General features: G+C 33.9%; 15 protein-coding genes. 3 read left to right on the forward strand and 12 right to left on the reverse strand.

The features are described 5' to 3' along the window. Nucleotides 1-210: 210 nt before the first annotated feature. The 7 genes from NLJ00_RS02980 to NLJ00_RS03010 all read right to left on the reverse strand — a co-directional run bounded on the left by NLJ00_RS02980 (nucleotide 211) and on the right by NLJ00_RS03010 (nucleotide 8373). Nucleotides 211-1356 (reverse strand): pyridoxal phosphate-dependent aminotransferase, encoded by a 1146-nt coding sequence (locus NLJ00_RS02980; RefSeq protein ID WP_256636177.1) that lies wholly within the window; start codon nucleotides 1354-1356, stop codon nucleotides 211-213. A gap of 145 nt (nucleotides 1357-1501) precedes the next feature. Further along, entirely contained in the window at nucleotides 1502-2329 is an 828-nt protein-coding gene (locus tag NLJ00_RS02985) for a prephenate dehydratase (protein WP_256636178.1), read from the reverse strand. A gap of 328 nt (nucleotides 2330-2657) precedes the next feature. Further along, entirely contained in the window at nucleotides 2658-2822 is a 165-nt protein-coding gene (locus NLJ00_RS02990) for a hypothetical protein (RefSeq protein WP_256636179.1), read from the reverse strand. Continuing rightward, a complete protein-coding gene (locus tag NLJ00_RS02995) occupies nucleotides 2812-3735 on the reverse strand; it encodes an AbiTii domain-containing protein (RefSeq protein ID WP_256636180.1) in 924 nt (307 codons plus the stop codon). Before NLJ00_RS02995 ends, NLJ00_RS02990 begins: the two co-directional genes overlap by 11 nt. A 94-nt stretch (nucleotides 3736-3829) precedes the next feature. Beyond that, nucleotides 3830-6223: a ribonucleoside-diphosphate reductase subunit alpha gene (locus NLJ00_RS03000; protein WP_256636181.1), complete on the reverse strand. Its 2394-nt coding sequence runs from the start codon at nucleotides 6221-6223 to the stop codon at nucleotides 3830-3832. Between the two features lie 265 nt (nucleotides 6224-6488). Further along, complete coding sequence (locus NLJ00_RS03005) at nucleotides 6489-7466, reverse strand: ribonucleotide-diphosphate reductase subunit beta (protein WP_053472511.1); 978 nt, start codon at nucleotides 7464-7466, stop codon at nucleotides 6489-6491. 337 nt (nucleotides 7467-7803) lie between these two features. Next, nucleotides 7804-8373, reverse strand: a complete 570-nt coding sequence (locus tag NLJ00_RS03010) for a DUF3109 family protein (protein WP_256636182.1) — start codon at nucleotides 8371-8373, stop codon at nucleotides 7804-7806. 320 nt (nucleotides 8374-8693) lie between these two features. Between NLJ00_RS03010 and NLJ00_RS03015 the strand changes: the two genes are divergently transcribed. The 3 genes from NLJ00_RS03015 to NLJ00_RS03025 all read left to right on the forward strand — a co-directional run bounded on the left by NLJ00_RS03015 (nucleotide 8694) and on the right by NLJ00_RS03025 (nucleotide 10188). Beyond that, the gene (locus tag NLJ00_RS03015; protein ID WP_053472509.1) at nucleotides 8694-9272 is read left to right on the forward strand and encodes a MarC family protein; all 579 of its coding nucleotides are present in this window, start codon (nucleotides 8694-8696) and stop codon (nucleotides 9270-9272) included. 106 nt (nucleotides 9273-9378) lie between these two features. After that, nucleotides 9379-9579 carry a hypothetical protein gene (locus NLJ00_RS03020; RefSeq protein ID WP_053472508.1) on the forward strand — a complete coding sequence of 67 codons (201 nt, stop codon included), beginning with the start codon at nucleotides 9379-9381 and terminating at the stop codon, nucleotides 9577-9579. A gap of 3 nt (nucleotides 9580-9582) precedes the next feature. After that, a complete protein-coding gene (locus NLJ00_RS03025; RefSeq protein ID WP_256636183.1) occupies nucleotides 9583-10188 on the forward strand; it encodes an FAD-dependent oxidoreductase in 606 nt (201 codons plus the stop codon). A 105-nt stretch (nucleotides 10189-10293) separates the two neighbouring features. On the opposite strand, the gene NLJ00_RS03030 is transcribed toward NLJ00_RS03025, so the two are convergent. From NLJ00_RS03030 to NLJ00_RS03050, 5 genes are all read right to left on the reverse strand, one after another. Continuing rightward, nucleotides 10294-10611 carry a hypothetical protein gene (locus NLJ00_RS03030; RefSeq protein ID WP_053472506.1) on the reverse strand — a complete coding sequence of 106 codons (318 nt, stop codon included), beginning with the start codon at nucleotides 10609-10611 and terminating at the stop codon, nucleotides 10294-10296. 91 nt (nucleotides 10612-10702) lie between these two features. Beyond that, nucleotides 10703-11068, reverse strand: a complete 366-nt coding sequence (locus NLJ00_RS03035; RefSeq protein WP_256636184.1) for a nuclear transport factor 2 family protein — start codon at nucleotides 11066-11068, stop codon at nucleotides 10703-10705. A 19-nt stretch (nucleotides 11069-11087) separates the two neighbouring features. Then, nucleotides 11088-12665, reverse strand: coding sequence for a S41 family peptidase (locus NLJ00_RS03040; protein WP_256636185.1), 1578 nt, complete (start codon nucleotides 12663-12665; stop codon nucleotides 11088-11090). After that, nucleotides 12665-13096: a deoxycytidylate deaminase gene (locus tag NLJ00_RS03045; RefSeq protein WP_053472503.1), complete on the reverse strand. Its 432-nt coding sequence runs from the start codon at nucleotides 13094-13096 to the stop codon at nucleotides 12665-12667. Before NLJ00_RS03045 ends, NLJ00_RS03040 begins: the two co-directional genes overlap by 1 nt. A gap of 5 nt (nucleotides 13097-13101) precedes the next feature. Further along, a complete protein-coding gene (locus NLJ00_RS03050) occupies nucleotides 13102-13695 on the reverse strand; it encodes a HupE/UreJ family protein (RefSeq protein WP_053472502.1) in 594 nt (197 codons plus the stop codon). Nucleotides 13696-13826: the final 131 nt, after the last annotated feature.

Raw genomic sequence — 13826 nt, forward strand, 5'->3', positions numbered from 1 at the left:
GCTGTTTCCTGCTATCCGTTTCAATCTTTTCCGCCGAACCCCGGCGCAAAAGGATTTCCACTTCTATCAGGGCTAGGGCTTCTCGTTTTTTCAAGACCTTTTATTTTTTCTGTCACCCTGAGCGTAGTCGAAGGGCTTTCCAATTGGAACGTGGGCTTCGACTTCGCTCAGCCTGACAATCTAAAATCTAAAATCTGATATCTAAAATTTTCAAAATCGATCTATCGCTTCTTGTACTTTTTCTTCTTTCACACACAATGAGAATCTGATATAACCTTCACCATTGCTTCCAAAAATGGTTCCCGGTGTAATGAATATATGTTTCTCATATAATATTTCGTCAATGAACTTCTCTGCTGATTCAATTCCTTCCGGTAGTTTTGCCCAAACAAAAAGCCCAACTCCTTCTTTATAAACTTCACAGCCTAATTTCTCTGCCAGTTTTTCTGTTAATTCTCTACGGCGTCTGTAAATTTTGTTTTGATCTTCGAACCATGATTTATCACAATTTAAAGCGGCGATTGCACCTTTCTGAATTCCGTAGAACATGCCGCTGTCCATGTTACTTTTTACTTTTAGGACCGCGTCGATAATTTCAGAATTTCCTAAAACCATTCCTACTCTCCAGCCGGCCATATTGAAGGTTTTGCTTAATGAATTTAATTCTAAAGCCACATCTTTTGCACCTTCAACCTGCAATAAACTCATTGGGTTATCATTCAAAACAAAACTATACGGATTGTCGTTGATCAATAATATATTGTGTTTTTTAGCAAAAGCAACCAATTTTTCAAATAACACTAAACTTCCTCTCGCTCCTGTTGGCATGTGCGGATATCCCAGCCACATAATTTTTACTTTCGAAAGATCTAATTTTTCTAAAGCTTCAAAATCCGGTTCCCATCCATTTTCTTCTTTCAAATCATAATAAACCGGAACTGCCTGTACTAAATTAGTTACCGAAGTATAAGTTGGATAACCCGGATTTGGAATTAAAACGTGATCGCCTTCATTTAAAAATGCTAACGAAATGTGCATAATTCCTTCTTTTGAACCCATTAATGGTAAAATCTCATTATTCGGATTCACTTCAACACCAAACTGATCTTTATAAAAATCTGCCATCGCCTGTCTCATTTCCGGTAATCCCTGATAGCTTTGATAACCATGTCCGTTTTCGTCTTGAATTGCGCCAGCGACTGCTTCAATTACTGCTTTTGACGGACTCAAATCAGGGCTTCCGATTCCCATATTGATGATCGATTTTCCTTCAGACATCAGTTGACGAACTTCTCTCAATTTTGATGAGAAGTAGTATTCTTCAACTGTATCTAATCTTTTTGCTGTTGTAATCATTTTTTTTATTGCTTTAGGCTTTAAGCTGTATGCTTTAGGCTTTTTTTTAACTTTCTAACTTTGTGGGCTTCGACTTCGCTCAGCCTGGCAATTTATTATTTCAACCCTTTGGAATTTGGAATTTAAAAAAATTGGAATTTCCTTTTTAAGGTCTTGTATTTTTATATTCTCCTAATACTTTGAAATATTCTGCCATGATGTTCAATAACGTTTTTGCTTTTGCAAAATCTTCGTATTTCTCAAATGTCACGTCTACGAAGAATGAATATTTCCAAGGTGTTTCAATTTTTGGAAGCGACTGGATTTTTGTCAAATTCAGTTTGCAGTCACTCATAACATTTAAAACTGCTGCCAAACTTCCTCTTTTATGATCTAATTCAAATTTGATTGAGGCTCTGTTGATTTCGCTTTCAGGCAAAAATGAATTTTGCTTTTTAATGATTACGAAACGTGTCATATTGTTTTTTATCGTTTGAATTGATGATGCAATAATATCCAAATCGTACATTTCAGAAGCTGTTACACTTGCAATTGCTGCAATTCCTGTTAATTGTTTTTCCTGAATTCTTCTTGCCGTTTCGGCTGTATCTTTATCCTCAATCAATTTGATATTTGGATATTGTTTCAGGAAATCCATGCATTGCAAAAGTGCCATTGGGTGTGAATGAACCTCTCTTATATCTTCAATTTTCTGACCTTTTAAAGCCATTAAATTTTGCTGAATGTTTAAATAATGCTCTCCAATAATGTGTAAATTATTTTTGTCAATCAAAGCATAATTCGGAATAATTGGTCCTGCAATTGAATTTTCGATCGCCATAACCGCCTGATCTGATTTTCCGGCAATAAGGCTGTCGATCAATTCTTCAAAAGACAAACATTCATCAATATCCACATTTTCAGAGAAATACTCCTTCACAACCTGATGATGAAAAGATCCTTTAATACCTTGTATTGCAATTTTCGTTGTCATATATTCAAAAAAAAATCCTGATTTGCATCAGGATTGTATATTAGTTTTATTTGTCTTAGAAATATTTCTCAAATAACCATAGCACAATCCTGACTTCTACTAAAGAAGAAATAAAAACTGTTGCTAAAATAAAAACGGTTAGTTGCCATTTTGTTTGTGTTATTTTGTAAATTCTCTGCGAATGTATAAATTATTTTTACTGCACCAAAAAAAATATTGCATTTTATGAAACAAAAAGGGATTTCTTAACAAATTTAGGGTGATTTGTATGATAATATAAAAATATGGACTTAAAATGAGATATTTACAATGAGGATTTTCTAAGGGGCTAAGATTCTAAGCTACTAAGGTTCTGAGATTTTTTTAATTTGATTAATCTCAAATATTCTTTAACTTCATCCCAAGAATACAATTCAGCCTTCTCTTCTTCCAAATTTTGAATCCGAATATCTAATTCTCTTTTAACTTCTTCTGAGATTAAATCACATTCCATAATAAGCTTTTACTGCTTCTGTTATTAAGTTTCCCGCTACAGCTAATCCAATATTCCAAGAACCATCAAGAGATTTTCCTAACATTTTTTGTGTCCATGTATTTACTTTTCCTCCAAATGTATTATTTACAAAATTAGGTTCTTCATCATCAATTATTTCAATAAGCTCAGCAATATCTTCTTCTTTAACTCCTCCTTCATGCAAACTTCTGGAAAGTTCATCTTTACTTCCTTTTACAATATTAATATTTGCTGAAATTTTAGCTTTATCTCCAGTATTTAAAACGTTGCCATCACCATTATTATTTATTATCGTCTGATTCATAATTGTTGTTATTGCTCCTTTCTTATTTTTTAGTTCTTCAATCTCTGTAATATTACCAAACTCTGAATCAATTTTTAGCATAAAATCTAGTAAATTATTACGAACACATGCTAGAATTCCTGAAACTGTATTCCCCGCAATCCATCTTTTACAATTAATCAAGCGCAAATAAGGATTCCCCATATTTACCCAATTCTCTTCAATAATCCCAGTGACTTCAGCAGGAAAAACATGCTCCAGTTTCCCTCTTCCATCTTCTCTCTTTAGATTTTCTAAACTTGAAACACTTTCGAAAAAATTCATATTAGTTAAACTATCCCGAAACTCTTTATCAATACCTTCAACGGGAACTGGTTGATTATTGTATTGTTGGTAACCAACAATATATGTACCAACTATACTCCCTTTAAACGTTCTATAATACGGTAATTCTTCTGAGCGATCATAACCTTTCAGTTCGTTGCTAACCCAATTTAATAAAACTTCGTTTTGGAGTCGACTAGCCAAAACCTTTGTTTTTAAAAGTGGAGAACTTATGGATTTCTCTGTATCTATTAATTCATTTATAATGTCATTTATCAATTGCATATCTTATATTATTTAAAAAAAGCAACTATCCATAAAGATAGTTGCTTTTCATATATCAAAATTAAATCTAAAATCTCAGATCTAAACTCTAAAATTAACTTCCACACATTTCACAATCTTCAGGATCTGCAGCTTGTGCTTTTAAAAGCATAGCTTTGTAATCCTCAACACTGATTGCTTCAGTTTCTGCAACTAATGATGGAGCTGTTTCTTCTTTTTTATCGTTGTTTAATGTGAATTTAATCGCATCTACAGCCGCTTTTGTTCTTAGGTAATACATTCCTGTTTTTAAACCAGACTGCCAAGCATAAAAGTGCATTGAAGTCAATTTAGAATAGTTTGCATCCTGCATGAACAAGTTTAGCGATTGAGACTGGTCAATGAAATATCCTCTTTGACGAGACATATCGATAATATCTTTCATCGACATTTCCCATACTGTTTTGTATAGTTCTTTTAAATCTTGCGGAATCACATCTATATTTTGAACAGATCCGTTATGACGCATAATTTCTTGTTTCAACGTTTCGTTCCATAAACCTAACTTTACTAAATCTTCTAGTAAATGCTTGTTTACCACGATGAATTCTCCAGACAATACACGACGTGTGTAAATGTTTGATGTATATGGTTCAAAAGCTTCGTTGTTTCCTAGAATTTGTGAAGTCGAAGCTGTTGGCATTGGCGCCACTAACAATGAGTTACGAACTCCGTGTTCTACCACTTCTTTTCTTAATGAAGCCCAGTCCCAACGTCCTGATAATTCTTCATCTTTCATTCCCCACATATTGTATTGAAATTCTCCTTTAGACATTGGAGAACCTTCAAATGTAGAATATGGTCCTTCTTCTTTTGCCATTTCCATAGAAGCGGTTACAGCAGCAAAGTATAATGTTTCGAAAATCTCCTGGTTTAATTTTTTAGCTTCATCACTTGTAAACGGTAAACGCAACATAATAAAAGCATCTGCTAAACCTTGTACACCTAAACCAACCGGACGGTGGCGCATGTTTGAGTTTTCTGCTTCTTTTACCGGGTAATAGTTTCTGTCGATTACTTTGTTCAGGTTACGAGTTACACGTTTTGTAACATTGTAAAGCGCTTCGTGATCGAATTTTCCGTTTTCAATAAACATTGGTAAAGAGATTGAAGCCAAGTTACAAACTGCAATTTCATCTTTAGAAGTAAACTCCATAATCTCTGTACACAAGTTAGAAGAACGAATTGTTCCTAAATTCTTGTGGTTCGATTTACGGTTTGCTGCATCTTTGTACAGCATATATGGTGTTCCGGTTTCGATTTGTGATTCAAGGATTTTCTCCCATAATTCACGAGCGCGGATTGTTTTTCTTCCTTTTCCTCTAAATTCATAATCAGTATATAATGCTTCGAATTCATCTCCGTAAACATCATATAATCCCGGACATTCGTTAGGACACATTAAAGTCCAAGTTGAATCTTCCTGAACACGTTTCATGAATAAATCTGAAGTCCACATGGCGAAGAATAAATCTCTTGCACGCATTTCTTCTTTTCCTGTGTTTTTCTTTAAATCTAAAAAATCAAAGATATCAGCATGCCATGTTTCGATATAAATCGCAAAACTTCCTTTACGTTTTCCACCACCTTGATCTACGTAACGAGCTGTATCGTTAAATACTCTCAACATTGGAACAATTCCGTTTGAAGTTCCGTTTGTACCACGAATATAAGATCCGGTTGCACGAACGTTATGAATAGAAAGCCCGATTCCTCCCGCTGACTGCGAAATTTTTGCGGTTTGTTTTAATGTATCATAAATACCATCAATACTATCATCCTGCATTGCCAAAAGGAAACAAGAAGACATTTGAGGTTTTGGAGTTCCTGCGTTGAACAACGTTGGCGTTGCGTGTGTAAAGAACTTTTTAGACATTAAATCGTAAGTTTCAATTACCGATTTTAAATCGTCTAAGTGAATACCAACTGAAACACGCATTAACATGTGCTGCGGACGCTCTACAATTTTTCCGTTTATTTTAAGAAGATAAGAACGCTCTAAGGTTTTGAAACCAAAATAATCGTAATTAAAATCTCTTGTATAAATGATATGAGAATCTAAAAAAGCAGCATTTTCCTGAATCACTTTAAATACGTCATCAGCAATTAATGGTGCATCCTGACCATTTCTTGGATTTACGTAGTGATACATATCTTTCATCGTTTCTGAGAAAGATTTTTTTGTATTTGAATGTAAATTAGAAATCGCCACACGAGCTGCTAATTGTGCATAATCTGGATGTGCAATAGTCATAGATGCCGCAGTTTCTGCCGCAAGATTATCCAATTCAGAAGTAGAAACTCCATCATACAATCCTTCGATAACTCTCATTGCTACCTTAACCGGATCTACAAGCTCATTCAGGCCGTAACACAATTTTTTGATTCTTTCTGTAATCTTGTCAAACATTACAGGCTCTCTGTGTCCATCTCTTTTTACTACATACATAAGCTTACTTTTTAAAGTTATTGAATAAATGAAAGTAACTAGAAAACGAATTCCAGTCCTTAAACATTGCGTGTTTTTAAATTATTTTTCGAGAATTACAGGATTCTCAATAGTTGTCCTTTCCCAATTTGAATATCAAACCGAAAAGCCGTTAAAATTGCTATTAAATCTCCGATTTGGGTGATAGAGATTTAACCTAAAATGTTCTGTAAAATTAATCCGGGCTTTAGATAAAATTATCCCGAATTAAAAAAATGCTGTTGTTCTAAAAATCTGCGTCAAATGAAATTTTTTGAGCATCGCTGTCTGTGTTCATAACTCCAGATTTTTGATACTCGGCAACACGTTTTTCAAAGAAATTAGTTTTTCCCTGAAGAGAAATCATGTCCATGAAATCGAATGGATTTGCTGATCCGTATACGCGCTCGCAACCTAATTCAACCAAAAGTCTATCTGCGACGAACTCCAGGTACTGTGTCATTAAACCTGCATTCATTCCAATTAAACTTACCGGAAGAGATTCTGTTACAAACTGTCTTTCGATATCCAGTGCATCAACAATAATTTCTTTGATTCTGTCTTTTGGTACTTTGTTTACCAAATGGTGATTGTGCAAGTGAACTGCAAAATCACAATGTACGCCTTCGTCACGAGAAATCAACTCATTAGAGAAAGTTAAACCTGGCATTAAACCACGTTTTTTCAACCAATAAATTGAACAGAATGCGCCTGAGAAAAAGATTCCTTCAACAGCAGCAAAAGCAATAAGTCTTTCTGCAAATGAATCAGACTCGATCCATTTTAAAGCCCATTCTGCTTTTTTAGCAATTGCAGGGAAAACTTCTAAAGCATTAAACAATTCTGCTTTTTCTGCTTCATCTTTTACATAAGTATCAATTAATAGAGAATAGGTCTCACTATGAATATTCTCCATCATGATTTGAAATCCGTAGAAAAATTTTGCCTCAGCATATTGAACTTCGTTTACAAAGTTCTCAGCAAGGTTTTCATTTACGATTCCGTCAGAAGCAGCAAAGAATGCCAAAATGTGTTTAATGAAATATCTTTCGTCATCATTAAGTTTATTGTTCCAATCTGTCAAGTCCTGGTGCAAATCGATTTCTTCAGCAGTCCAGAAACTAGCCTCCATTTTTTTATACCATTCCCAAATATCATGATGTTTGATAGGAAAAATAACGAAACGATTTTTATTTTCTTGTAAGATTGGCTCTACTTGTGACATGACAAATTTTGTTAAATTTTTATACTGAAACTTTACTAATTCAGTAGACTACAAAGATTGTCATTTCACGCCAAAAATGAAAGCCAAACTTATTCACAATTTGATGTAGTTTTTAACAACGGCCTAAATTTGAAACATTTTTCATACAATAATTAAATTACTGTAAATGAATACATTAACCACATCAATTATACCTTGAAGCCCCGTAAAATATAGACTTTTAAATATAAAAAGCAAGAAATTTTAAATTGTTTTAAAAAGTTTTTTTTGAGTCAAAACTTTATTTTTTTGAGTCAAAATAAGCCTTCTCAAAAAGGTATTTTTTACACTTTAATCTTTAAGAATTTTTAAGTTCCTGAGCTACCTTTTCAAGTTCTAAATACCAGTCTTCACCAAAACGACGAATCAGGGCTTCTTTCACAAATTTATATACGGGAACTTCTAATTCTTTTCCTAAAGAGCAGGCATCATCACAAATATCCCATTTGTCATAATTTACCGCTGCAAATTCTGTGAAGTCTTTTACACGAATTGGATATAAATGGCAGGAAACCGGTTTTTTCCAATTTACTATTCCTTCATTATAAGCTTGCTCGATTCCGCAAAGCGCGGTTTTTCCATCAAAAATAACATAAGCACAATCTTTATTATCGATAAGCGGTGTTTCAAGATCACCGTCGGTTCCTTTAACCCAGGTTCCCTGTGCTTCGATTGCAGCAATTCCTTCTTTTCTTAAAAAAGGTTTCACTTTTGGATAAATTTCTTCTAAGATTTTAGTTTCTGCTTCATTCAAAGGCGCGCCCGCATCTCCATCAACACAACAGGCCCCTTTACAAGCTGACAAGTTGCATACAAATTCTTTTTCCAGAATATCCTCTGAAACAATAGTTTTCCCTAACTGAAACATGATAATAAAATACGCTAAATTTATAAAGTGCAAAGATAGTCAAAGAAAACGGATAAAAAATTTACCGCAAAGATTCACAAAGGCTTTCACAAAGATTCGCAAAGAATAATTCAGTTTTTACTCTTTTCGCAATTTTAGCTTTGTGAATCTTTGCGAGGAAACTTTGCGATACTCTGCGGCAAAAACAATAATTGTTACAAATATCACTTTTTTAACCACAAAACCATGTTTTTATAACAAAAGTGAATTGTACCGAAAAAACACCTAACTTTATTAACTACTTTTGCAGCAGTTTTTTAAACCCTTAAAATCAAAGCGATATGTTAGATATAGACTTCAAAGAAATCATTACAGTAAGCATGGTACTTTTTGCCGTAATTGATATTGTAGGTTCAATTCCAATTATCGTGAACTTGAGAGCAAAGGTTGGACACATTGAATCTGAGAAAGCTTCGATTGTTGCGGGAATGATTATGATTGTTTTTCTTTTTGTTGGAGAAGGATTATTGAACCTTATTGGTATTGATGTTCACTCATTTGCTGTTGCCGGTTCTTTTGTATTGTTTTTCCTGGCTTTAGAAATGATTTTAGGAATCCGTATTTATCGTGACGAAGAGCCGGGCTCTGCCTCTATTGTGCCATTGGCATTTCCATTAATCGCCGGAGCGGGAACTATGACTACTTTACTTTCTCTTCGATCTCAGTTTCATACTATTAATATAATCATTGCCATTTTACTTAATATTATATTGGTTTATGTTGTTTTGAAATCTTCTAAAAAAATCGAAAATTTACTAGGAGAAAACGGACTTGGCGTGGTCCGCAAGACATTTGGAGTGATACTTTTAGCAATTGCTGTTAAATTATTCGCTGCTAATGTTAAAGGTTTGTTTGTCTAAGATTTATTTTTATACTTTTACCCCCATTAAATTTATAAAATACAACTTTAAGGCATTTTTTATTAGAGTTTTACTTTGATATTTTTATACAAACAAAACAACCAATATGAAAATCTTCACTTCAATCTTAGTGCTTTTAGCATTAGCTTTAATTGTGTTTAATATTACGCTATTAGACTTTACAAATCCTTTTCAAGGAGACAGTATGGTAGCTTTTATTGGAATCGCAGCTTCATTTTGCGCCGTGTTGATTCTTTTGATTTTTAGAATTTCAAAAAGAATTGAAGAAAAAACAAACGGTCGATAATATATGTTTGACGTTTTAATTATCGGCGGGGGTGTATCAGGCATGTCTTGTGCCTTAGTTTTGGGATCTGCTAAAAACAAAGCTTTTGCTACCGACAAAAAAATCGGAATTTTTACACATCAGAAAAACTCTTCTTTACAAGAGGCGATTTTCTACAATGCTTATGGCATTACGCCAGGCAAATTAGGTTCTGAATTACTGGAAGAAAGTACGCAGGATTTAGCAGCATCTTATCCGCATATCGAACAGATTGCAAATGAAAAAGTAATTAAAGTAGAAGGTTCTTTTCCTTTGTTTACTGTTATTACGAACAAAAACTCTTATCAAACAAAAAGTATCGTTGTTGGAATTGGTTCTGCCAATACATTTGATATTGAAGGTTTGACACAATATATTGAACCGCATAAAAAGGCACTTCCGGAAAAGCAGCGTATTCAGCTTAAAAACGAAGATCATAAAGTTGCTGACGGCATTTATGTTATTGGAACTTTAGCTGGCTGGAGAAGTCAATTGGCGATTGCTGCTGGAAGCGGCGCTGCTGTTGCCACAGATATTCTAACTTTATGGAATAACGGAATACAGACTCACTCGCACGACAGCATTCGATAAAATTATTAAACCATATAAGTTATATAAGTTCATATTATACTTTGCGTATAAAAATTAAATGAACTTATATAACTTATATGGTTTAAAAAAATATTTTATGTTAGGCTACTTTACCGAAACGATCTGTGTTACTTTGATATGGTTTTCGTCGTCTGTTTTCCAGATTTCTCCTTTTAATGACACTACATCTCCAATTTTTAATTGTTTGTAATTTTGCGGACCGCCAACATTTACAATGCTGATTGTTGCAAAATATACTTCTTTTGTGTCAGTATTAATTTTTGCCGTGTAACCATCTTTTCCAGATTCTATTGATTCTACTTTTCCTGAAACTGCACTATTTTTATCATTTTTCATAGTTGTACAAGAGATTACAAAAGTCATTAAAACGACAAGGAAACTTATTCTTTTTAGATTTTTCATGTTTTGAGATTTTTAACCGCGAAGTACGCTAATATTTACGTGATGTTCGCTAAGTTTTGTTTTATGTTACTATTAAGTTTCCTTTCAAAATTTATGCCAGCTGAACGCAGCTTCCGGCAATAACTTTTAAATTACCATCAAATTGTTTCCAGACTCTTATATATTTCAAAACGCCATTAATAGGATTATTATCGTAAGTTCCTTTTAATGAAATAGAAACAGCAACTACAGCAGTATCACCTATAATATTTATAATTTGATCTGAAGCTTCGAGAGAATCAACTTTCATTTTCCCCGAACGATAGGAATTTAAATCAAACTCTTTTGTGATGGTTTCTCCGGTTGGCAAATTGAAAAGCAAATCGTCGTGAAGAATTTGTTCTAAAACAGAAACATCAGCGTTTTTAATTGCGGTTAAAAGTTCAATTTCGGCATTTACAATTAGATCTTTTTCCATCAAATTAGAATTTTAAGGATTATTTCTTCGGGTTCAAAATTGTTTTAATCATGGCGTCATCTTTTAAAATAACATCATAATAATACATTTCGCCATATAACTGGCGGGCAAATTCAGCTGTAATATATCGGTTTACCAATGCTTTGGTTTTGTCTAATTTAAGATCTAAACCAGTTAGTAAAATATAGTTTTTAAACTTTTTGAAATAAGCATCAGAGCTTTTCATTTTTTCCAAAAACTCATTGAACTTAAGTCCTGCAAAAGCATTTCGGTTTTTATCTAATTCTTCAAAAACAAAATGACCCACGATTCCGGTTTGAAGCAAATAAGCCACATTTTCGTTTCCGTGCTCTGCTTCCATCGGAACAAAAACATCCGGAACGATTCCGCCGCCGCCGTAAACGATTTTACCTTTTGGTGTTTTAAATTTTAAAGAATCAGCCACTTTTATGCTGTCTTTTGCGTACAATTCGCCAGAATTTATTCTTGATTCAGATTCTTTAAAGTATTCTTCATTTCCTTTTTTATAAGGTTTTTGAATGGATCTTCCGGTTGGCGTGTAATATCTCGCAACCGTCAAACGAACGGCAGATCCGTCGTTAAAATCCATTTCTCGCTGTACTAAACCTTTTCCGAAAGAACGACGTCCAACAATAGTTCCGCGGTCGCTGTCCTGAATTGCTCCGGCCAGAATTTCACTTGCAGAAGCACTGTTTTCATTAATTAAAACATATACTTTTCCGGTTTCAAAACTTCCGGCTTTAGTGGCGTATGTTTTTTCGGTTGTTCCGTTTTTATTTTTGGTAAAAACAATCAGCTGTTTGTCTTTTAAAAATTCATCGGCAATCGCAATCGCTTCTTCCATATAACCGCCGCCGTTATCGCGAAGATCTATTACAAGCGACTGAATTCCTTTTTGTTTTAAGCGTGTTAAACCTGTTTTGAATTCATTAAAAGTGGTTTCGGCAAAACGATTGATTTTGATGTAACCCGTATTATTTCCAATTAATAAAGATGCATCGACACTTTTTATCGGAATAACATCTCTTTTAATTTTAAATTTCAGTTTCTTTTGTTCCGATTTTCTAAAAATGGTCAGTTCAATTTCAGAGCCTTTGATTCCTTTTAATTTAGAAAATAAACTGTCAGACGGTAATCTTCTGCCATACAATTTGGTTTTTCCTGCATATAAAATCCTGTCGCCCGATTTTAATCCTGCTTTCGCAGAAGGTCCGTTTTCGACTGGTTTTATAATCGCTACAGAATCTTTGTACATATAGAAATTGATTCCGATTCCTACGAAATCACCTTTCATGCTTTCGGCAACTTCGGCTTGTTCGCTTGGCGGAATATAAACAGAATGCGGATCTAATTTTGAGAGTATATTATCGACTGTAAGGTTTACAATCGAATCTGTGTTGACGCTGTCAACATATTCAGTATTGATAAAATCAATGAGTTTATTCAGCTTTGTTTTGGAGTAATTTTTAGCCAAAAGCTGATCATCTGCGGAAGAGTTTGTTAAACTTCCGATTACGATTCCGATGGCAAGTGTCGCCCCGATAATCATTGGCAGATATTTTGGATTAAATTTCATTATTCTTCTAAAACAGGAATATGTTCGACTTCGATGCCTGCTTTTATTAAAAACTGAATTCCCGAATCATCGCGGTATCCATCTTGATACACCACTCTTTTTATCCCGGATTGGTGTATTAATTTACTACATTCTTTGCAAGGCGAAAGTGTAATATATAAGGTTGCGCCTTCACAGGACTGCGTTGATCTGGCTACTTTTAGGATTGCATTTGCCTCGGCGTGCAAAACATCCCAGCGTGTTAATCCTTCTTCATCTTCGCAGCAATTTTCAAATCCCGATGGCGTTCCGTTGTAGCCGTCAGAAATGATCATTCTGTCTTTTACGATAATCGCTCCAACTTGTTTACGCTTGCAATAGGATAATAAACTCCATTCTTTAGCGATTCGCAAATAAGCTTTATCGTATTTATTTAATTTTTTTACTTCCATTTATTTTATCTGTTCCAAATTGGACTTTCAATAATCATCGGAATTACAACTCCAATAATAAAAGCTGACATTACCAGTGCCCAATCGCGTTTTGAAAAACGAAATACTGTTTGTACAATATAGGATATTACCAAAACTACAAATACAACTACCAGCTGTGCGGCTTCAATTCCTAAAGCAAATTCTCCTAAAGGCAATAATTTTGAACTTGCCGATCCTCCTAAAATTGTTTTAAAATAGTTTGAGAATCCAAGTCCGTGTATAATTCCAAAGAACAAAGTCACAAAAAATACCACATTTACACCGTCATTTTTAGTTGCTTTTCCTGCAGTAAAAAGATGGTACAATGCCGTAATTAAAATCGTAATTGGGATTAAAAATTCAACGATATTTACTTTTATGGCAATTATTCCGAAAACAGAAAGTATTAAAGCTAAAGTGTGACCAATTGTAAAAACGGAAACCAAAAGCAATATACGTTTCCAGTCTTTAAATGAATACGGAACAGTTAATGCAATTAAAAAAAGAACGTGATCGTAAGCGTTGATATCTAATACATGCTTTAATCCTATTTGAAAATAAATCCAAAATTGCGACATACGGGTAATACTATTAAATGATTAGGGGTTGTAAACTTACGATTTATTTTGAAGAATTTACGATGCGGATTCTTAAAACAATAAGTAAAAATAAGTTAAATTTATGAGAAATTTAAAATCGTTAAATTAAA

The organism is Flavobacterium panici (assembly GCF_024499525.1).
In the GTDB taxonomy this organism is placed as follows: Bacteria; Bacteroidota; Bacteroidia; order Flavobacteriales; family Flavobacteriaceae; genus Flavobacterium; species Flavobacterium panici.